The sequence below is a fragment of the Sinorhizobium sp. NG07B genome (assembly GCF_002532005.1).
In the GTDB taxonomy this organism is placed as follows: Bacteria; Pseudomonadota; Alphaproteobacteria; order Rhizobiales; family Rhizobiaceae; genus Sinorhizobium; species Sinorhizobium fredii_C.
In genome coordinates, this window is the sequence record NZ_NWTD01000001.1 from 212,465 (window position 1) to 232,432 (window position 19,968).

At 63.9% G+C, this 19,968-nt stretch carries 20 protein-coding genes; 9 read left to right on the plus strand and 11 right to left on the minus strand.

All coding sequences use genetic code 11. The features are described from left to right. Positions 1-23: 23 nt before the first annotated feature. Positions 24-1,154 (minus strand): Gfo/Idh/MocA family oxidoreductase, encoded by a 1,131-nt coding sequence (locus CO664_RS01100; protein WP_097537727.1) that lies wholly within the window; start codon positions 1,152-1,154, stop codon positions 24-26. Between the two features lie 259 nt (positions 1,155-1,413). On the opposite strand from CO664_RS01100, the gene CO664_RS01105 reads away from it, so the two are divergent. Next, on the plus strand, positions 1,414-2,256 hold the full coding sequence (locus tag CO664_RS01105) for a class II glutamine amidotransferase (RefSeq protein WP_097537728.1): 843 nt from the start codon (positions 1,414-1,416) through the stop codon (positions 2,254-2,256). A gap of 15 nt (positions 2,257-2,271) precedes the next feature. On the opposite strand, the gene coaBC is transcribed toward CO664_RS01105, so the two are convergent. The 6 genes from coaBC to ubiE form a co-directional block, all read right to left on the minus strand. Further along, positions 2,272-3,477 carry a bifunctional phosphopantothenoylcysteine decarboxylase/phosphopantothenate--cysteine ligase CoaBC gene (gene coaBC / locus CO664_RS01110; RefSeq protein WP_097537729.1) on the minus strand — a complete coding sequence of 402 codons (1,206 nt, stop codon included), beginning with the start codon at positions 3,475-3,477 and terminating at the stop codon, positions 2,272-2,274. Between the two features lie 164 nt (positions 3,478-3,641). After that, positions 3,642-4,184, minus strand: a complete 543-nt coding sequence (locus tag CO664_RS01115; RefSeq protein ID WP_097537730.1) for a YbhB/YbcL family Raf kinase inhibitor-like protein — start codon at positions 4,182-4,184, stop codon at positions 3,642-3,644. Between the two features lie 135 nt (positions 4,185-4,319). Continuing rightward, entirely contained in the window at positions 4,320-5,180 is an 861-nt protein-coding gene (locus tag CO664_RS01120; protein ID WP_097537731.1) for a helix-turn-helix transcriptional regulator, read from the minus strand. Between the two features lie 123 nt (positions 5,181-5,303). Then, positions 5,304-5,807, minus strand: a complete 504-nt coding sequence (locus CO664_RS01125) for a GNAT family N-acetyltransferase (protein WP_097537732.1) — start codon at positions 5,805-5,807, stop codon at positions 5,304-5,306. Positions 5,808-6,158: 351 nt separating this feature from the next. Next, complete coding sequence (gene ubiB, locus CO664_RS01130; protein WP_037420880.1) at positions 6,159-7,733, minus strand: 2-polyprenylphenol 6-hydroxylase; 1,575 nt, start codon at positions 7,731-7,733, stop codon at positions 6,159-6,161. A 4-nt stretch (positions 7,734-7,737) separates the two neighbouring features. Next, positions 7,738-8,514 carry a bifunctional demethylmenaquinone methyltransferase/2-methoxy-6-polyprenyl-1,4-benzoquinol methylase UbiE gene (gene ubiE / locus CO664_RS01135; RefSeq protein ID WP_097537733.1) on the minus strand — a complete coding sequence of 259 codons (777 nt, stop codon included), beginning with the start codon at positions 8,512-8,514 and terminating at the stop codon, positions 7,738-7,740. Between the two features lie 181 nt (positions 8,515-8,695). On the opposite strand from ubiE, the gene mutM reads away from it, so the two are divergent. From mutM to CO664_RS01175, 8 genes are all read left to right on the plus strand, one after another. Beyond that, positions 8,696-9,586, plus strand: coding sequence for a bifunctional DNA-formamidopyrimidine glycosylase/DNA-(apurinic or apyrimidinic site) lyase (gene mutM / locus CO664_RS01140; RefSeq protein ID WP_037420875.1), 891 nt, complete (start codon positions 8,696-8,698; stop codon positions 9,584-9,586). Between the two features lie 53 nt (positions 9,587-9,639). Beyond that, entirely contained in the window at positions 9,640-10,413 is a 774-nt protein-coding gene (locus CO664_RS01145) for an enoyl-CoA hydratase (protein ID WP_097525527.1), read from the plus strand. Positions 10,414-10,603: 190 nt separating this feature from the next. Continuing rightward, complete coding sequence (gene rpsT, locus CO664_RS01150) at positions 10,604-10,870, plus strand: 30S ribosomal protein S20 (protein ID WP_018235071.1); 267 nt, start codon at positions 10,604-10,606, stop codon at positions 10,868-10,870. 1,101 nt (positions 10,871-11,971) lie between these two features. Then, positions 11,972-13,414, plus strand: coding sequence for a chromosomal replication initiator protein DnaA (dnaA, locus tag CO664_RS01155; protein ID WP_234819747.1), 1,443 nt, complete (start codon positions 11,972-11,974; stop codon positions 13,412-13,414). A 164-nt stretch (positions 13,415-13,578) separates the two neighbouring features. Then, on the plus strand, positions 13,579-13,953 hold the full coding sequence (locus CO664_RS01160; protein ID WP_037420835.1) for a YciI family protein: 375 nt from the start codon (positions 13,579-13,581) through the stop codon (positions 13,951-13,953). Continuing rightward, positions 13,950-15,218, plus strand: coding sequence for an RNA polymerase sigma factor (locus CO664_RS01165; protein ID WP_097537734.1), 1,269 nt, complete (start codon positions 13,950-13,952; stop codon positions 15,216-15,218). The genes CO664_RS01160 and CO664_RS01165 overlap by 4 nt, the downstream gene beginning before the upstream one ends. A 74-nt stretch (positions 15,219-15,292) precedes the next feature. Then, on the plus strand, positions 15,293-15,769 hold the full coding sequence (locus tag CO664_RS01170) for an SRPBCC family protein (RefSeq protein ID WP_097537735.1): 477 nt from the start codon (positions 15,293-15,295) through the stop codon (positions 15,767-15,769). Positions 15,770-15,783: 14 nt separating this feature from the next. Then, positions 15,784-16,641: a nuclear transport factor 2 family protein gene (locus tag CO664_RS01175; RefSeq protein WP_097537736.1), complete on the plus strand. Its 858-nt coding sequence runs from the start codon at positions 15,784-15,786 to the stop codon at positions 16,639-16,641. 129 nt (positions 16,642-16,770) lie between these two features. Here the strand turns inward: CO664_RS01175 and hemW are convergent, their stop codons facing one another. Genes hemW through rph form a run of 4 tightly spaced genes read right to left on the minus strand, consistent with a single transcriptional unit; the run spans position 16,771 to position 19,832 of the window. Continuing rightward, entirely contained in the window at positions 16,771-17,952 is a 1,182-nt protein-coding gene (hemW, locus tag CO664_RS01180; RefSeq protein WP_176536526.1) for a radical SAM family heme chaperone HemW, read from the minus strand. Between the two features lie 11 nt (positions 17,953-17,963). Further along, positions 17,964-18,608, minus strand: a complete 645-nt coding sequence (rdgB, locus tag CO664_RS01185) for an RdgB/HAM1 family non-canonical purine NTP pyrophosphatase (protein WP_097537737.1) — start codon at positions 18,606-18,608, stop codon at positions 17,964-17,966. A gap of 35 nt (positions 18,609-18,643) precedes the next feature. Next, on the minus strand, positions 18,644-19,060 hold the full coding sequence (locus tag CO664_RS01190) for a VOC family protein (protein ID WP_097537738.1): 417 nt from the start codon (positions 19,058-19,060) through the stop codon (positions 18,644-18,646). 52 nt (positions 19,061-19,112) lie between these two features. Continuing rightward, the gene (gene rph, locus CO664_RS01195; RefSeq protein ID WP_037420854.1) at positions 19,113-19,832 is read right to left on the minus strand and encodes a ribonuclease PH; all 720 of its coding nucleotides are present in this window, start codon (positions 19,830-19,832) and stop codon (positions 19,113-19,115) included. Between the last annotated feature and the right edge of the window lie 136 nt (positions 19,833-19,968).

Below are 19,968 nucleotides of genomic sequence, written 5' to 3' on the forward strand. Positions count from 1 at the left end.
TTCCTCTCGAGAAGAAAACGCCGTCAGCCGATCTCTACCCATTCGTTGCTCCTGGCCGAGCGGTAGGTGGCCGAAAGCACCTTCTGGACCTCGTAGCCCTCGCGGAAATCGGTAGTCGGTCTCCCTCCTTTGGCGATCGCCTCCAGGAACTCGTGAACTTCGATCGCCTTCAGGTCGTTGAAGCCGATCTGGTGTCCCGGTGCCACGCAGAAGGCGCCGTAGGGCGGGTGTTCCGGTCCGGCCCAGATGGTGCGGAAGCCGCGGCTCTTGATGTCGCCGTCGGTCGAATAGACCTTGATTTCGTTCAGTCGCTCCTGGGTGAAGACGATGCTGCCCTTGGAGCCGTAGATTTCGAAGTCATGCTGCATCTTGCGGCCGGTGGCGATCCAGTTCGCCTCGAAGCTGCCGCTGGCGCCGCTTTCGAAGCGAACGAAGGCCCGGGCGATGTCGTCGACCTCGACGGGGCGGGTCTCGGCCGCGCCGCGGGAGACCGGGCGCTCCGGTATATGGATGACCGTTTCCGCCAGGACGGATTTGATCGGTCCGACCAGGTGGCGCATGCAGGCGATGATATGGCTGCCGATATCGGCAAGCGCGCCGCCGCCGCTCCTCGGATCGAGCCGCCAGGCCCAAGGAATGGTGGCGTCGGCCATGAAGTCTTCCGCGTGAATGCCGCGGAACGAGCGGATCTCTCCGATCTCGCCGCTGTCGATGATCTCCTTGGCGAAGAAGATTAGCGGGTTCTTCAGGTAGTTGAAGCCGACCTGGGTGACGAGACCGGCCTTTTCGGCGGCCCCGACCATCTCGGCGCAGTCGGCAACGGTCGGTGCCAGCGGCTTTTCGCAATAGACGTGCTTGCCATGGGCGATGGCTGCAAGCGCCATTTCCTTGTGCAGGAGGTTCGGCGTGGTGATGTCGATGATGTCGATGTCCGGGTCTGTCAGGAGCTCGCGCCAGTCGGCGGTCGCCTTGCGGAAGCCGAGGCGTGCGCGGGCAGCCTCGGCACTCTCTGCGGTGACGTCCGCGACCGAAACCAAATCCAGGTCGAAGGGCAGGTCGAAAACCCGCGAAGCGATCGTGAAGCCGAGCGCATGGGCCTTGCCCATGAATCCCGTACCGATCAGGCCGACACCCAGTTTGCGTTTGCCGCTCATGCCATTCCTCCCGGCCGAACCTTCGTATCCGGGTGGAAATGAAATGAAATGTAAGAAGCTTGTCAATATGGAATGTTTGTTCGAAATCGCTTTCCGATATCAAGCGAGACAGCGCATGTGACGGCAGGCCCGCTGTCGTTGAAAAGCACGCCATGCGAAAAGTGTTAACGCATTTTTACCATGTTCCGTTGGAACATCGCCGTGACGATCGTCGGCGAATCGCCTTTTATCGAAGAACCCGAACCGGAGTGATCGACGCATGTGCCGCTGGGCAGCCTATCGTGGAGAGCCGCTTTATCTCGAGGAACTGGTGACGTCGCCGGCGCATTCGCTGATCGAGCAATCCCATTGCGCGACACGGGCGAAGACCGCCACCAATGGCGACGGCTTCGGCATCGCCTGGTATGGCGACCGCCCCGAGCCTGGCCGCTATCGCGACATCCTGCCCGCCTGGTCCGACTGCAACCTGAAGAGCATTGCGCGGCAGATACGCTCCCGCCTGTTTCTGGCCCATGTCCGTGCTGCGACCGGCGGCGGCACCCGGCGCGACAATTGTCACCCCTTCGTGCATGGCCGCTGGGCCTTCATGCACAACGGCCAGATCGGCCATTTCGAGCATCTGCGGCGGCCGATGGAAAACATGCTCGCCGACGATCTCTATGCGGCCCGCACCGGAACGACGGATTCGGAGCTGCTTTTCCTGCTCGCCCTGCAGTTCGGCCTCGACCGCGATCCGCTTGGCGCGGTCGCCGAGGCGCTCGGCTTCGTGGAGCGCCTCGCAGAACAACTCAGCCTTAAGGTGCTCGTCCGCTTCACCGCGGCATTTTCCGACGGTGAGGATCTCTATGCGGTGCGCTACGCCTCCGACCGCAAGGCGCCGACGCTCTATGCCGCCCCGATGGGAGCGCAGGGCGGTTACTGCCTCGTATCGGAACCCCTCAATGACGACGACAACGCATGGGCCGAGATACCGGATGGCTCGGCCGTCATCGTCGGTGAAAACGGCGTCGACGTTCGCCTTTTCAGCGCCGCCGACCTTCCGGCACGGGAGTCCGTTGCCTCCGCCTCCTCTTCCGCGAAGATCGCAAGCCCTGTTGCCTGATCGAAGCGGCGCTTCTTATGACAACAGTTTCGCGGCGATCAGGCTTGCGAGCTTGTCGGCCACTTCGTCCTTGCCCATTTCCGGCCACTCCTCGGTGCCGTCGCGGGCGATGAGCTTCACCCGGTTCCTGTCGCCGCCCATGATCCCAGTTGCCGGCGAGACGTCGTTTGCGACGATGTAATCGGCGCCTTTCCTTTCAAGCTTTGCCCGGCCGTTCTCCGCGACGTTTTCCGTCTCCGCGGCAAAGCCGATCACCAATTTCGGGCGCGATGCATGATGGCCGATGGTCTTCAGGATGTCGGGATTTTCGGCAAGTTGCAGCGGCGGCGGTGCCTCGCCCGGCCGCTTCTTGATCTTGTTGCCGGCGGCGGAAGCGACGCGCCAGTCGGCGACCGCCGCCACCATCACCGCTACATCGGCCGGCAGCGCCGCGACGACCGCGTCGCGCATCTCATCGGCGCGCTCGACCCGCACGACCCGCACGCCCGCGGGGTCGGGGATCGTTACAGGACCGGAGACGAGAGTGACGTCGGCCCCGAGCCGCGCCAGCGCCGCGGCGATGGCATGACCCTGCTTGCCGGATGAGCGGTTGGCGATATAGCGGACCGGGTCGATCGGCTCGTGCGTCGGCCCGGAGGAGACGATAGCCTTGCGCCCGGCAAGCGGCTTTGCGCCGGCGAGTAAGTCCTCGATCGCCGCGACGATCTCCAAGGGTTCGGCCATCCGGCCTTCGCCGGCCTCGCGGCTTTCCGCCATCTCGCCGGAGGCCGGCCCGACGAAGCGGATGCCGTCGGCGGCAAGCGTCGCGCGGTTGCGGCGGGTCGCTGGATGCGCCCACATCTTCGGGTTCATCGCCGGGGCGACGAGCACGGTGCGATCGGTTGCGAGCAGGATCGTCGAGGCAAGGTCGTCGGCATGGCCGCTCGCCATCTTGGCCATTAGGTCGGCGGTCGCCGGCGCCACCACGACGAGGTCGCACTCGCGCGCCAGCCGGATATGCCCCACATCCTGCTCGTCCTCGCGTGAAAAGAGCTCCGTATAGACGTGTGAGGCCGAAAGCGCACCGACCGCGAGCGGCGTCACGAACTGCTGCGCCCCGGCAGTCATTACCGGCCGGACCGTGGCGCCGCGTTCGCGCAGCCTGCGGATGAGGTCCAGGCTCTTATAGGCCGCGATGCCGCCGGAAATCATGAGGAGAATACGCTTGCCCGACAGTGTCATTCCGCTTCGGCTTTTCGCCGCTCCTTGCTGTATGACGCGAGCCTATCCGAGGCGACTGACCCGCGCAATCGGAGGCTCAAGGCTGCGCCCGCCGGAATGACGCTGCACCCTGCGGCTGAAATCCGCCGCAGGGCACAAAGCGCTGTGCTGCCGCTGATGCCGGATCAGCGCTCGTAGGTGACCTCGATCGTCGCCTGGTCCAGCGCGTTCGCTCGGGTAAAGAAACCGACCATGGCGGCGGGGGCGTCCTTGTCGAGAGGAAGCTTGTCGACGGACAGCGCGTAGACCGTGAACTGGTAGCGGTGTGGTCCATGACCTTCCGGCGGGCATGCACCGCCATAGCTGGACGAACCGAAATCGGTGCGGCCCTCGATCGCGCCGATCGGAAGCTTTCCGCCTCCGCTCGCCCCATTCGCGAGCTCCGTCGCATCGGCCGGAAGGTTGAATACCGTCCAATGCCACCAGCCGGAGCCGGTCGGGGCGTCAGGATCATAGGCCATGATCGCGAAGCTCTTGGTGCCCGCGGGCGCGCCCGACCATTGCAATTGCGGCGAGATGTTCTTGCCGCTGCAGCCGAAGCCGTTGAAGACCTGGGCGTCGGCCATGGTCCTTCCGGCCGCCAAGTCGTTCGAGGTCAGTTTCATTTCGGCGTGCGCGGCGGTAGCGCCGAGGAAGCTCAGGGCTAGAAGTGTGGTGATGAAGCGCATGGATCTTTCCTGCAGTTGCTGGAGCAATTCCAGGAAAAGTGTGCAACGGTCTTTCCGTACGGAATTGCGTAGTTTCAGAGGGTTAGGTCAGTTCAGTGTTTCAGGGAAACAATGAGGTGATCTGACAAAGAAACCCTATCCCCAGACGGACACAGCGTCTCTCCTGATCTGCTCAACTTCTGTCCCGATCCGCTCAAAAATTCCGAGATCGCCGCGTACCTCGCGCGGATTGATGCCGAATCGCTCCTTGAACCTTGCCGAGAACTGCGATGGCGAGTCGTAGCCGACCTCCTGGGCGACATGGGCGATCGGCAGGGTGGTCGTTTGCAGCAGCGCCAGCGCCCGCGTCATGCGCGTATCGCTCAATGTTTCGGTGAAACTGGTGTTTTCCGCCGCCAGCTTACGCCGAAGCGTGGCCTCGCTCATGTTGAAGCTGCGTGCGGCCTGGCCGAGGGTCCAGTTGCGGGCAGGCTCGGCTTCGATCATCTGGCGCAGGCGATGCTGCAAAAGGGGATTTCCCTGGACGCCCAATACGGCGCCGCTCAGAGCAAACCAGGTGATGAGTTCCATCAAGCGGACCGTCGCCACGGGGGCGGGGAGCCTCGAGATATTTTCCGGGGAGCAGCAGAAGTCAAACAGAGCCACGGCCTCGGCGGGCAGGTGCAAAGCCTTCACGGGAAGGGCGGTTCGAGGTGGCGTGATGAAAGCCAGGCGGGCATATGTTTCCTCGAACAACGGACGCGGTACGGGTAGGATGCGCGCTTCGTAGTTCTGCGGTGCCTTGGGAATGTTCTCCATCGTCATGGGTTGGTGGTCGGGCAACAGGCCAAACTCGCCGGCTGTGAGCAGCAAAGGCGTGTCGCGGATGACCACGACCTTGTTTCCCGAACGCACATGGATAAGCACCGGGGTGGTGTTCGTCAGGCGATGAAGGCAGGTTCTTCCGCCCTGGCGGATGACGGCGCCGGCCACAACAGGAGGAGTTTCGTGCTTCATGTGCTGGTCTCCCGATTTGGCGAACGGCAATGACAGTTCCGACGGTCGATCGCAAGACGCGGGACCCGTGAATCGGTCAGAGCTACTCCGTGCCGGTGGGGGCCGCAGGCACGCTTCCTCCGATCACGGCCGCAGACGCGCCATCGCGAAGACGTCGGCATATGCTCCGTCGCGCAGCGCATAGGATTTCAACACGCCTTCGGTGACGAAACTGGCATTGCGGTAGAGGCCGATCGCCGCCTCGTTGTCGGTGAAGACCGTCAGTTCGATGCGTAAAATGCCGAGCCAGCGGTCCGCGGCCTCGGTCAGCGCCTCGAGCAGTGCCTTGCCGATGCCGCGCCGGCGGTAATCGTCGTGGAACGACATGCCGATGTCGGCCGCATGCCGCCGCCTTCCTTTGTGCCGGTGCAAACCGGCAAGCCCGACAATCTGCCCCTCGAGTTCGGCGACGATAACCATGTCGTTTTCCGTAAGGCTTTCGAGCCAGCGTCGCGTCTGCTCCGGCGGCGCGAAGGGCAGGCGTAGCGTTCCGGAGCGAATGCCGGGCAGATCGCGCAAAGCGGCGAGGACTTCCCAGTCGGAGATGGACGCGGCGCGGATATGAAGTGCGGGTGAACCAGCGGTCATTGTTTCCTCTCTCTTCTCGCCGAGGAAACAGAGCCGAACCCTGCTTGCCTCGGCAGGGTTGGCATGAAGACGGCTCGCTTAGTGCAACAGGTCTCCCGCACACCCTGAGGTCTGCGTGGTCACCGGCATCACGAGCGAAAAACGACTGCCCATGGACGGATACTATTCCAGGATGCGGGATGTAGGAAGGGTGTTCGTCAGCACTTTGCCCCTCACCCTAACCCTCTCCCCGCAAGCGGGGCGAGGGGAATGAAGCGGCGCGGCTTTGTCCCTTCTCCCCGCGAGCGGGGAGAAGGTCGCGGCAGCGGGATGAGGGGCTCAAATGCAAAGCAGCCTGCTTCACTCCACCGGTCAAACAAGCTGCCATGCAATGAAAATGAGCGTTGCCGCGATCACCCAGAGCGCCAGCCGACCCGACCGGGTGTGCCTTGCCTCCGCCCGGCCGATCGCTTCTGCCGTCTCCGGATCGAAGCGCAGGCCATTCTCGGTCATCGCCATGATTTCGGCCGAGAAACGTTCGGTGCGCGCGGCGATTTCCGGAACGGCTTCGGCGACCCGGAGTGCCGCGTGCAGCCCGTCGCGCAGATCCGTGACGATCCTTTTCGGGCCGAGATTGTCGCGGATCCATTTCCCGACGACCGGTTCCGACGCCTTCCACATGTTGAACCGCGGGTTGAGCGTGCGGGCGACGCCCTCGACGACGACCATGGTCTTCTGCAGCATCACGAGCTCGGGGCGCGTCTGCATGTCGAAGAGCTCGGTCACCTCGAAGAGCAGTGTCAAAAGCTTGGCCATCGAGATCGTTTCGGCCGGCTGGCCGTGGATCGGTTCGCCGATGGCACGGATCGCCTGGGCAAAGCTCGCCGCGTCATGGTGCGAGGGCACGTAGCCCGCCTCGAAATGCACGTCGGCGACGCGCTGGTAGTCGCGGGTGATGAAGCCGAAGAGGATCTCGGCGAGGAAGCGGCGCTCCTTCTTACCGAGCCGGCCGACGATGCCCATGTCGACCGCAACGATATGGCCTGCCTCGTCGACGAACAGATTTCCCTGATGCATGTCGGCGTGGAAGAAGCCGTCGCGCAGCGTGTGGCGCAGGAAGGACTGGATCAGCGTTTCGGCGAGCGTATTGAGGTCGTGGCCGGCGGCCTTCAGGCCCTCGATATCCGACATCTTCACGCCGTCGATCCATTCCATCGTCACGACGTCGCGGCCGGTGCGCTCCCAGTCGACCTTGGGGACGCGAAAACCGGAATCCTCCTTGGTGTTCTCGCCGAGTTCGGAAAGGGCGGCGGCCTCGAGCCTGAGGTCCATTTCGACCTTGGTCGTCTGTTCGAGCGTCTTCGTCACCTCGACCGGCCTCAGCCGGCGCGTATAGGGCAGGAACCGTTCCTGCATGCGCGAAACGAGATACATCGCCTCGATATCGGCGGCGAAACGCTGGCGCACGCCCGGGCGGATGACCTTGACGGCCACCCTTTCGCGCCTGCCGTCGCGCAGGACGACTGCCGGATGGACCTGGGCGATTGACGCGGCCGCCATCGCTTCGGAAAACTCGACGAAAAGCGTATCGACGGAGCGGCCGAGCGAGCCTTCAATGGCGGCCCGCGCCTCGCTCTCGGGAAATGTCGCCATCCGGTCCTGCAGGAGGGAGAGGTCGGCGGCAAGCTCGGCGCCCACGACGTCGGGACGCGTGGCGAGAAACTGGCCGATCTTGACATAGGAGGGGCCAAGCCGTTCGACGGCCCGGGCGAGCCGGCCGCTGCGCACCTCAAAGCGGGCCCTGCGGCGGGCAAGCAGCCCGGCGAGCCGCTGTACGAAACGCGCCAGCGGCGGAAGGTGTTCGGACGGGACCGCTGCAAATGCGTCCTCGCGCGCGAGCACCCAGCCTATCCGCACGAGACGGAAATATGCTCCAGGCGTGCTCATGCGGTCAGATCTTCCAGCCGGAATGCAGGGCTGCGATGCCGCCGGTGTAGTTGGTGAAGGAGACGCGGCCAAAGCCAGCAGTGGGGATCATCGCGGCGAAATCGCGCTGGTCCGGGAACTTGCGGATCGATTCGACCAGATACTGGTAGGGCGCGTCGTCGCCGGTGATGAGCTTGCCGAATTTCGGGATCGCGTTGAACGACCAGGCGTCATAGAAGCGGTCAAGCAGCGGCATCTCGACCTCGGAGAATTCGAGCACCAGCAGCCGGCCGCCGCGCTTCAGCACGCGATAGGCCTCCTTGAGCGCCACGTCGATGCGCGGCACGTTGCGAATGCCGAAGGCGATCGTATAGGCATCGAACGAATTTGCCGCAAAGGGCAGGTCCTCGGCATTCGCCTCGACGAATTCGAGATTGCCGAGAAGACCCTTTTTCCTGGCGCGCTCGGCGCCGACGGCAAGCATCGAGCCATTGATGTCGAGCACCGTCGCATGCGCCTTGCGGCCGGAGGCCTCGACGATGCGGAATGCGATGTCGCCCGTGCCGCCGGCAACGTCGAGGACGCGATAGTCCTCACGGCGCGGCGGGTTGAGCGCGGCGATCATCGCATCCTTCCAGACGCGGTGGAGGCCGGCCGACATGACGTCGTTCATGATGTCGTAGCGCTTGGCGACCTTATGGAAGACGTCGTTGACCAGCGGCTGCTTTTCGCCCGTGCCGACCTCGCGGAAACCGAAGGAGGTCTCCATTCCGCCATCCGTCGATACGCGCTCATCCGTCATACGAAACTCCACTTCACGAATTTTGCCGGCACCATAGCGAAATCGCCCCGCACGCGCTATCTCAGCGCGCGGGACATGGCTGCGACATAGCGCATCCGTATAGGCCATCGATGCTGCCATGGGAATGGTGCGCTCGCCCTGCGGGCGGATGGAATGAACAAAGAGTGAAGGAAGACGGCCGATGCCGGAATTGCCTGAGGTCGAGACGGTCAAACGCGGGTTGGCGCCGACGATGGAGGGGGCGCTGCTGGTGCGCGCCGAATTGCGCCGGCCGGACTTGCGCTTTCCCTTTCCTGACAATTTCGCCGCCGCCGTGTCGGGCCGGCGCATCGTTGCGCTCTCGCGCCGCGCCAAATATCTGATGATCGATCTCGAGGGCGGCGATGTCATCGTCGCGCATCTCGGCATGTCCGGATCGTTCCGGATCGAAACCGGGGCGGCACCAGCCACGCCCGGCGCGTTCCATCATCCGCGTGGCAAGGACCAGAAGCACGACCATGTGGTCTTCCATCTCGACGGACACTCCGGCCGGGCGCGGGTGATCTACAATGATCCGCGCCGCTTCGGCTTCATGGATCTGGCACGCCGCGACACGATCGCCGAGCATGCCTTCTTCCGCGGCCTCGGGGAGGAGCCGACGGGAAATGCCCTCGACGCCACCTATCTGGCCCAGCGCTTCGTCGGCAGGGCGCAGCCACTGAAAGCGGCGCTCCTCGATCAGAAGACCATTGCCGGGCTGGGCAATATCTATGTGTGCGAGGCGCTGTGGCGCTCGGGCCTGTCGCCGAAACGCGCGGCGGGCACGCTCGTCGACAAGCGCGGTCGTCCGAGAAAGACCTTGTCCGCACTTGTCGAGGCGATCCGGGCGGTGATCGCCGATGCGATCGCGGCCGGCGGTTCTTCGCTCAAGGATCATATCCAGGCGGATGGCAGCCTCGGCTATTTCCAGCACGCCTTCTCCGTCTATGACCGGGAGGGCGAGGCTTGCCGCAAGCCGGGCTGTGGCGGTACGGTCGCTCGCATCGTTCAGGCGGGGCGTTCGACCTTCCATTGCCCGCGCTGCCAGAAATAAGCGGGGAGGGCCTCAGCGCCTACCCATCGAGTTCGAAATTGGAGGAGACGACAATGAGTTACGAGACGCTGCTGGTCGAAACGCGCGGGCGCGTCGGCCTGATCACTCTCAATCGGCCGCAGGCGCTGAACGCACTGAACTCGACCCTGATGCGCGAGCTTGACGCGGCGTTGAGGGCCTTCGACGCGGACAAGGGGGTCGGCGCGATCGTCATCACCGGCTCGGAAAAGGCCTTCGCGGCCGGCGCCGATATCAAGGAAATGCAGTCGCTCGATTTCGTCGACAGCTATCTCGGCGACTTTCTCGGCGGATGGGAACACGTCGCCGGCGCCCGCAAGCCGATGATTGCCGCCGTGTCGGGCTTTGCGCTTGGCGGCGGCTGCGAGCTTGCGATGATGTGCGACTTCATCATCGCCTCGGAGACGGCGAAATTCGGCCAGCCGGAGATCACCCTCGGCGTCATTCCCGGCATGGGCGGATCGCAGCGCCTGACGCGCGCGGTCGGCAAGGCGAAGGCGATGGACCTGATTCTGACCGGCCGCATGATGGACGCGGCAGAGGCGGAGCGGGCCGGCCTCGTTGCGCGCATCGTTGCGCCCGACAAATTGATGGAAGAGGCGCTCGGCGCCGCCGAGAAGATTGCCTCCTTCGCGCTTCCGGCGGTGATGATGGCCAAGGAAGCGGTCAACCGCTCGCTGGAAGTAACGCTCGCCGAGGGCCTGCGTTTCGAGCGGCGGCTGTTCCAGGCGCTTTTCGCCACCGAGGATCAGAAGGAGGGGATGGCCGCCTTCGTGGCGAAGCGCAAGGCGGAATTCAAGCACAGGTGAATCGGCAAGGTGCGGGATTTCGCAAAATGCGCGTTGACGCGCGGGCACTTTCCCGCTATACGCCGCCCTCAGTTTGAAACGCCATCTCGCATGGCTTTCCGATACTGCTCCCGAATTGCTTGGATGACAGGTCGCAGTGACCCGGCACGGCGAAGGCGGAGTTCATGTCAGTTTTCGAAGAGAGGCATCAATGGCCAATACAACTTCGGCGAAAAAGGCGACCCGCAAGATCGCACGCCGTACCGCAGTGAACAAGGCTCGTCGTTCGCGCGTCCGCACCTTCGTCCGCCAGGTTGAAGAGGCGATCGCTTCCGGCGATCAGGCAGCCGCCGCCGCTGCCCTGAAGGCAGCTCAGCCGGAACTGATGCGCGCCGCCACCAAGGGCGTGCTGCACGCCAACACGGCGTCGCGCAAAGTGTCCCGTCTGGCCCAGCGCGTGAAGTCGCTTTCGGCCTAACCCGGCTAAATAATAAGCAGTTGATGAAAAGCCCGGCGCGTGCGCCGGGCTTTTCGGATTCATAATTCTGCCATGGTCGTGACTAGCCTGCCAGAAGGGTGGTTGTGTCAGTGGCGTGACAAAATTATTGAAACGATTTCAAGCGGTTGCGCGAGGTTGTCACAAGGAATAGGTGTCGGCGGCTTGCCCTCTTCGAGGCGAAGTGAGTCAAGCAGATTTTTATTTTTTTTCTTTTTCGCCAGCTAAACACGGCAGCAAAAATTAAAACCCTTGATTCAACAGGGATTCTTTCGGGACTCGCAAACCCGCATGCAAAACGCGGCACGAGAGTCAACTGCCAGCGCTTAAGAAGCGGTAAAAATCGCCATTGATCTTACCCATCGATCCTGCCTAAATGGCTTCCACAGGGGACACGGATCACATCTGTATCAAGGAGGTTTGGAGTCATTTCAACGAGATGGCTTTGGGCTTTCTGTTCCCTGTGGCGGGGGAAATCCACGTCGCTCAATCAGACAAGTCGAGATGGTGAACCGGGCGATCCGTCGCCGCGGGGCGAGGACATTTCGTCTTAAGGTTGTGTCGTGCGCGGCCCCGATCGGTACTGTGTCGGTGTAGAGGAAGGAGACCCGGGCTACCCGCTTCGTACGAGGGTGCGGCGTAGTCGAAATGAATAGGACCGGATGGCTTGAAAGCGGCCACACGGAATCGATAGGACTACAGCGCCACGCACCTCGTCTCGGTGCGCAAAGGTCGCTGTAGAGTTTTGAGTGCTGCATGGTTCCGTCCTTGAATCGAAGCCGGTTCAGGGAAGCATGCAGGAGGCGCGAGGGGACATTCGCTTGTTCGAGGCGAGCGGGTGCGCGCAGCGCGCAGCGGGGCGGGATTATGAGGAGCCCGATTCACTGCGACAGGGCGTCCGTCGGACGCGGCATGGCTTCGGAAGGCGGCCGTGTCCGATGGATAAAAGAATGACGCCGGCAGCAATGACGGCATCGGACAATGATATTGGAAGGCGGCAACATGCAGATGAATTTGGCGACGGCGTCTGAAGGATTTCAGGCCGGAAGCAATCAGTCTCAGGCGGCGGGGGAAAAGCACGACATGCGGCATGACGCACTTTTCGAGCGGGTAAGTGCGCGTCTAAAAGCCCAGGTCGGTCCGGATGTCTTCGCCAGCTGGTTCGGGCGTCTCAAGCTCCATTCGGTATCGAAAAGCGTCGTGCGCCTGTCGGTGCCGACGACATTCCTGAAGTCGTGGATCAACAATCGCTATCTCGATCTGATCACCAATATTTTCCAGCAGGAAGACGGTGAGATCCTGAAAGTGGAGATCCTCGTCCGCACCGCGACCCGGGGCCAGCGTCCGGCGGTTCACGAGGAGGCAGCGACTGCGGCAGCCGAACCTGCGCCCGCTGCCCCGGTCCGCCGCACGGCCTCGCCGCAGCCGGTCGCCGCTGCCGCCGCCACGGTCGCCGCCGCCGCAAAGCCGGCCCAGGCGCCCCTTTTCGGCTCGCCGCTCGACCAGCGATACAATTTCGAGAGCTTCGTCGAAGGCTCCTCCAACCGCGTTGCGCTCGCTGCCGCTCGCACCATCGCGGAGGCCGGCGCCGGCGCCGTGCGCTTCAATCCGCTGTTCATTCACTCGAGCGTCGGCCTCGGCAAGACGCATCTCCTGCAGGCGATCGCACTTGCGGCTCTGCAGAGCGCCCGGGCGCCGCGCGTCGTCTATCTGACGGCCGAATATTTCATGTGGCGTTTCGCCACCGCGATCCGTGACAACGACGCGCTGTCGCTGAAGGAATCGCTGCGCAACATCGATCTTCTCGTCATCGACGACATGCAGTTCCTGCAGGGCAAGTCGATCCAGCACGAATTCTGCCATCTCCTGAACATGCTGCTCGACTCGGCCAAGCAGGTGGTCGTGGCGGCGGACCGGGCGCCCTGGGAACTGGAATCGCTCGATAGCCGCGTTCGCTCGCGCCTGCAGGGCGGCGTGGCGATCGAGATGGAGGGCCCGGACTACGAGATGCGCCTCGAAATGCTGAAGCGCCGCCTCGAAGCGGCCCGTCAGGACGATGGGTCGCTCGATATTCCGCAGGAAATCCTGTCCCATGTGGCGCGCAACGTCACCGCCAGCGGCCGCGAACTGGAAGGGGCCTTCAACCAACTCCTCTTCCGCCGCTCCTTCGAGCCGCAGCTGTCGATCGAGCGCGTCGACGAGCTCCTCGGCCATCTCGTCAATGCCGGTGAGCCGCGCCGCGTTCGCATCGAGGACATCCAACGCATCGTCGCCAAGCATTATAACGTCTCGCGCCAGGAACTGGTCTCGAACCGCCGCACCCGCGTCATCGTCAAGCCGCGCCAGATCGCCATGTATCTTTCGAAGACGCTGACGCCGCGCTCCTTCCCGGAAATCGGCCGCCGCTTCGGGGGCCGCGATCACACGACCGTCTTGCACGCGGTGCGCAAGATCGAGGAACTGATCGCGGGCGACACGAAGCTCAGCCACGAGATCGAGCTGCTCAAGCGCCTGATCAATGAATAGGGATAGGTAAGCTTGTAGTTACGAAAAGCCCGGTTCGACCGGGCTTTTTGTTGGCCGGCACCCGCGGGTGTGCGTGGCATGCGGCTTGCCCCGTGTTTTTTTCGCCGCGCTTGTCGGCTATCTCTTTCGTCATTCGTCTATTCAATCGAAGCGGGAGAGTCTCGATGCTTTACGCGGTGCTTTGCTACAATACGGAAGACGTCACCAGTGCCTGGACCAAAGAGGAGGACGACCAGGTCATGCGCGACCTGACGGCGGTCCAGCGCAAATATGTCGAAGCCGGCAAACTCGGCCCGGTTGCACGGCTTCTCCCGACGACCGCGGCCACCACATTGCGCCACCGGCCGGGCGAGACCGTTGTCATGGACGGACCCTTCGCCGAGACCAAGGAGCAACTGCTCGGCTTCTACCTGATCGATTGCGCATCGCTCGACGAGGCGCTGGATTTTGCCCGCGAGCTGAGTGCCGCCAATCCGGCCGCCGGCTCCTACGAGATCCGCCCGCTTTCTCTCTACAAACCGGGCGAGCTTGCCCCATGACCGACACGGCCTGGATCGACCTTGCCCTTGTTTCCGCGCGGCCGCAGGCCATGGGCGCGCTGCTGCGCTATTTCCGCAATCTCGATCTGGCGGAGGAAGCCTTCCAGGAGGCCTGTATCCGGGCATTGAAGACCTGGCCGACGAACGGACCGCCGCGCGATCCCGCCGCCTGGCTGATTTTCGTCGGCCGCAACAGCGGTATCGACAAGGTCCGGCGGCAAGCGCGCGAGACGCCCCTGCCGCCGGAGGACATTCTCTCCGACCTCGGGGACCGGGAAAGCGAGCTTGCCGACCGTCTCGACGGAGCGCATTATCGCGACGACATCCTGCGGCTGCTCTTTGTCTGCAGCAATCCGGCCCTGCCGGCGACACAGCAGATCGCGCTGGCGCTCCGCATCGTTTCCGGCCTTACCGTCAAGCAGATCGCCCGCGCCTTTCTCGTCAGCGAGGCAGCGATGGAACAGCGCATCACCCGTGCCAAGGCGCGGGTCGCTGCGGCCGGCATCCCGTTCGAAACGCCGGACGCCGCGGACCGCGCTGAGCGGCTCGCGGCCGTCGCGACGATGATCTACCTCGTCTTCAACGAGGGTTATTCGGGCATGAACGGCCCCGAGGGCGTGTCCGCGGATCTCTGCGACGAAGCGATCCGGCTCTCCCGACTGCTCTTGCGCCTGTTTCCGGCGGAGCCCGAAATCATGGGGCTGACGGCGCTCCTGCTTCTCCAGCATTCGCGCGCTCGTGCCCGCTTCGACGCGCATGGCGCCATCGTCCTCCTCGACGATCAGGACCGCTCGCTGTGGAGCCGGCCGATGGTCACCGAGGCGCTGGCGATGATCGACAAGGCGATGCGCCATCGCCGCCCCGGTCCCTACCAGATCCAGGCGGCAATTGCGGCCCTGCACGCGCGCGCCGAGCGGCCGGAAGGGACGGATTGGGAGGAGATCGACCTGCTCTACCAGGCGCTCGAGCGTCTGCAGCCGTCCCCGGTCGTCACCCTTAACCGGGCGGTGGCCGTCTCGAAGCGCGAAGGGCCGGAGGCGGCGCTGGCACTGGTCGAGCCGCTCGCCGACAGGCTCTCCGGCTATTTCTATTTCCACGGGCTGCGCGGCGGCCTGCTCAAACAGATGGGCCGGGCGCGCGAGGCGCGGATTGCCTTCGACCAGGCGATCGCGCTTGCGACCAACGCGGCGGAGGCAGCCTATATCCGCAAGCAGCTCGACCATCTTGCAGGAGAGGCAGGCACCTCGCGCGAAGACCAGCAATAAAAAATCCTCGCCGCTGTCGGAACTCGATCTCCCCCATCGTCCTAGGTTTCGAACCCATCAAGGAGGAATTGCAAATGACCGCAGCAGCCGACGCCGCCAACGAACGCGAACTGATTTTGATCCGCCTGATCGACGCGCCGAGTGAGAAAGTCTATCGCGCCTTCACGGATCCGGAGCTGCTGAAGCAATGGTTCGCGCCCTTGCCGTGGACGATCACCGAAGCGGAGCTCGATGTCAGGCCAGGCGGCACCAACCGTTTCGTCATGCGCTCGCCGGAGGGCGAGCTTTATCCCAACCAGGGCGTCTATCTCGAAGTCGTGCCGAACGAGAAGCTGGTCATGACCGACGCCTATACGGAAGCCTGGAAGCCCTCCGAAAAGCCCTTCATGACGGCGATCCTGACCTTCGAGGAGGAGGGCGGCAAGACCCGCTATACGGCCCGCGCCAGCCACTGGAGCGTCGCGGACCGGGAGGCCCACGAGAAGATGGGCTTTCACGAGGGCTGGGGCCAGTGTGCCGACCAGCTCGCGGCCCTTGTCGCAAAACTCTGAGCGGAGGACGGAATATGTCCAGCACCGAGAGCAGCAGCACCGCGGAGATTCGGGCGGTGATCGAAGACTGGGCGGAGGCATTGCGCCAGAAGGATGCCGATCGCGTCCTCTCGCATGGCACCAAGGATTGTCTCGTCTTTTCGCTGGCGCCGCCGCTGAAGGGCTCGGACGCCGACGCCGATGGACTTGAGCAATGGTTCTCGACCTGGAGAGGGCCGCTCGGCTACCGGCTACAGGAGCTCGACATTTCCGCAAGCGGCGACGTCGCCTTCGCCACGTCCTTGGCCCATCTCTCCGGCGAGAAGCAGGACGGATTGAAAGTCGCGCTCTGGTATCGCCAGACGCTCGGCCTGAAACGCACCGACAAGGGCTGGAAGATCGCCCACCAGCACGAATCTGTCCCCTTCTACATGGACGGCAGCCTCAAGGCGGCGGTCGATCTCGAGCCCACATCAAAGATCGACTGGAACGCGCCCCCGCATCCGCCGATGGCGGGCGTTATCGCCTATCTCAACGTCGAGAATGCGGACGCGACCGCCAAATTCTATGCCCGCGCCTTTGCCGCCAAGGAGGAGGACCGAAAATATGCCGAGGACGGCAAGCGCCTCATCCATTGCCATCTGACGATCAACGGCGGCGCGCTGATGCTGAACGACCCCTTCCCGGAGTTCGGCATTCCCTGGAAGGCGCCAGAGGGGTTTGTGCTGCACCTCCTCGTCGACGACGCCCATTTCTGGTGGGAGCGGGCCGTCGCGGCGGGGGCGGAGGTGACGATGCCGCTGGAGATCGCCTTCTGGGGCGACTATTACGGTCAGCTGCTCGATCCCTTTGGAGTCACCTGGGGAATAGTCGCGCCGGTGAAGAAGAGCTGACGAGCCTCATCCGCCTGCCGGCTCCCCGCAGGCGGGGCGAAGGGCTATGCCGCGTCGCCATCAGTCCCCTCTCCCCGCCTCGCCGCATGCGAGGAGAGGGGCAATCCGCGCTCCGCTTCCTCCCAGCCGTCAGCAGGCGAGGTCGGCGACCACCGCATCGAGGATCAGCATGCCGGCCGGCGTGCAGCGCAGGCGTGAATTGCCGAGCCGCTCGACGAAGCCGTGATCGATCAGGAACTGTTCGCGCTCCGGATCCGGATCCCGGCCGGAGAGGCTCTGCCAGCGGGCAAGATCGACGCCTTCCCGAAGCCTCAAGCCCATCAGCAGCATTTCGTCGGCCTGGGCTTCGAGGTCGAGCGGCTCCTGTTCGGTGATGCCTTCGCCGCGTTCTTCGACGAGGCGCAGCCACGCCTCCGGGTTTCGTTCCGTTGCGGTCGCGATCTTGGTGCCGCCGACCGCAACTCGCCCGTGGGCGCCGGGTCCGATCCCCGCATAGTCGCCATAGCGCCAATAGGTGAGGTTGTGCCGGCTTTCCGCCCCCGGCCGGGCATGGTTGGAGACCTCGTAGGCCGGTATGCCGATCGCCGCCGTGATCTCCTGGGTCGCCTCGTAAAGCACCGCCGATTGTTCGCCATCCGGAACGATCAGCTTGCCGGCCTTGTGCAGCCCGAAGAAGGGCGTGCCTTCTTCGATGGTGAGCTGGTAGAGCGACAGATGATCGACGGCGTAGGAAACCGCCTCCTTCAGCTCGCGCTCCCATTCGTCGACTGTCTGGTCCGGCCGGGCATAGATCAGGTCGAAGGACATGCGCGGGAAGATTTCGCGCGCCAGCCGCACCGCTTTCAGCGCATCCTCGACATTATGCAGCCGGCCGAGGAATTTCAGGTCGCGGTCGTTCAGCGCCTGGACGCCGAGGGAGACACGGTTGACGCCGGCAGAACGATAGCCGTGGAAGCGTGTCGCCTCGACGCTCGAGGGGTTGGCCTCCAAGGTGATCTCTATGCCATCCGGCACATGCCAGTGCTTCGCTATGCCGTCGAGGATCGCGGCGACGGTCGCCGGGTCCATCAGCGACGGCGTGCCGCCGCCCATGAAAATGCTGGTCACCGTTCTCGGGCCTGACAGCGCCCGCACCGCCGCCATCTCCTGGAGAAAGGCGGCGACGAAGCGCGGCTGGTCCACCGGCTGGTGGCGGACATGGCTGTTGAAGTCGCAATAGGGGCATTTGGCGGCACAGAACGGCCAGTGTACATAGACGCCGAAGCCCGGGTCCATGCCGTCACCGATTGCCGAAAGCGGGGCCGTCTGGATCATTCTCGTTCTCAGGCGCCGAGGCAGGTCTCGGCAAACAGCTTGAAGGCGCGGGCGCGATGCGAGAGCGCGTCCGCGTCGCCCGGCTTCCAGCCGTGCTTCTCTTCGGCGCTCATTTCTCCGAACGTGGTGGCGTAACCCTTGGGCTGGAAGACCGGATCGTAGCCGAAGCCGCTCGTGCCGCGCGGCGGCCAGACGACGTAGCCTTCGACTTCGCCGCGAAAGAGCTCGACATGCCCGTCCGGCCAAGCAAGGCAGAGCACCGAGACGAAGCGGGCGGTACGCTCGCCCGGCTCCGTCGCACCTTTCTCCCTGAGCTCTTTTTCGACCTTTTCCATGGCCATCGCGAAGTCGCGGCTGCCGTCGTCGCGTTCCGCCCAATTGGCGGTGTAGACGCCGGGAGCGCCGCCGAGCGCATCGATGGCAAGGCCCGAATCGTCCGAAAGTGCCGGCAGGCCGGAGGCTTTGGCAGAGGCGAGCGCCTTGATCGTCGCGTTCTCCTCGAAGGTCGTGCCGGTCTCGTCCGGCTCGATGAAATTGAGATCGGCGGCCGATTTTGCCTCGAAGCCGAGCGGTCCGATCAGGTCACGGATTTCGCGGATCTTGCCGGCATTGTGGCTTGCGACCACGAGTGTCTTGTCAACCAGTTTGCGCATTCGAGTTTCGTTCCGTCCAAACGTTCAAAGCGTCATCAATCGAGGGCCCAGAGGCCGGGCTCCGCGCATTCAAGGCTGTTTCCGGCCGGGTCGCGGAAGTAGAAGGAGCGGGCGCCGTTCGGCCAGCGGATGTCCGCCTCGATCGCAATCCCTGCCGCCTCCAGCTTCGCCTTCCAGGCGTCGAGCGCCTGTCCGCCGACGCGGAAACACATGTGCCCCTTGCCTTGCGTGCCATGCGGCGGCACCGGCAATGCGCCGGCCACGGGCGGCTTTATCGTTTCCGCCGGGTTGAAGATCAGCAGCACCCCGTCGCCGCAGCGGAAGAAGACGTGACGATTGCCGACGCGGGTGATTCGCGTCAGTCCGAGCACGTTGCCGTAGAATGCCTCGGCCGCATCGAGATCGTGCGCATAGAGTGCGGTTTCGAGGATGCCCTCAAGAGCCGGAGCCAATGCCAATCCTCTCCTCTGTCAGCCAAAGCGGGCGCGCGCGCCCCGCCTACCGCTAGCCGGCGATCGCCTGCTTCTGCAGCGCCACGAGCTCGGCGATGCCGTCCTTGGCGAGTTGCATCAGGCTTGCGAACTCTTCCTCGCTGAAGGGTTTTCCTTCCGCCGTTCCCTGGATCTCGACGAGACCGCCGCTGCCCGTCATGACGAAATTGGCGTCGGTTTCAGCGGCCGAGTCTTCCAGATAGTCGAGGTCGACCACCGCCTGGTTGGCGAAGATGCCGCAGGAGATGGCGGCGACATGGTCCTTGAGCACCCTCTCGACCTTGATCATGTTGCGCGCTTCCATCCATTTCAGGCAGTCGTGCAGGGCAATCCAGGCGCCGGTGATCGAGGCGGTTCGGGTGCCGCCATCCGCCTGGAGCACGTCGCAGTCGATCGAAATCTGCCGCTCGCCGAGCGCCGGCAGATCGACGACGGCCCGGAGCGAACGGCCGATCAGCCGCTGGATCTCCTGTGTGCGGCCGCTCTGTCTGCCGGCGGCCGCCTCGCGTTTCATCCGCTCGCCGGTCGCCCGCGGCAGCATCCCGTATTCCGCCGTGATCCAGCCCTTGCCGCCGTTGCGCAGCCAGGCGGGGACCTTCTCTTCGAGACTCGCGGTACAGAGCACGTGCGTGTCGCCGAAGCGCACCAGACAGGACCCTTCCGCATGCTTGGAGAAATTGCGCTCGAAGGAAACCTTGCGCATTTGGTCGGTTTTTCTGCCGGATGGCCGCATCTTCAACTCCTGTGTTCTCAGCAGCCTTCTAGATCATGGCGCCCCCAAAGGGAACCGCCTGATATCGGGCCGGGACGGTGATTTTTCCCTTTTGCCATTGCCCCGGCGGATCACTATATTCTTCGGCGACACGAAC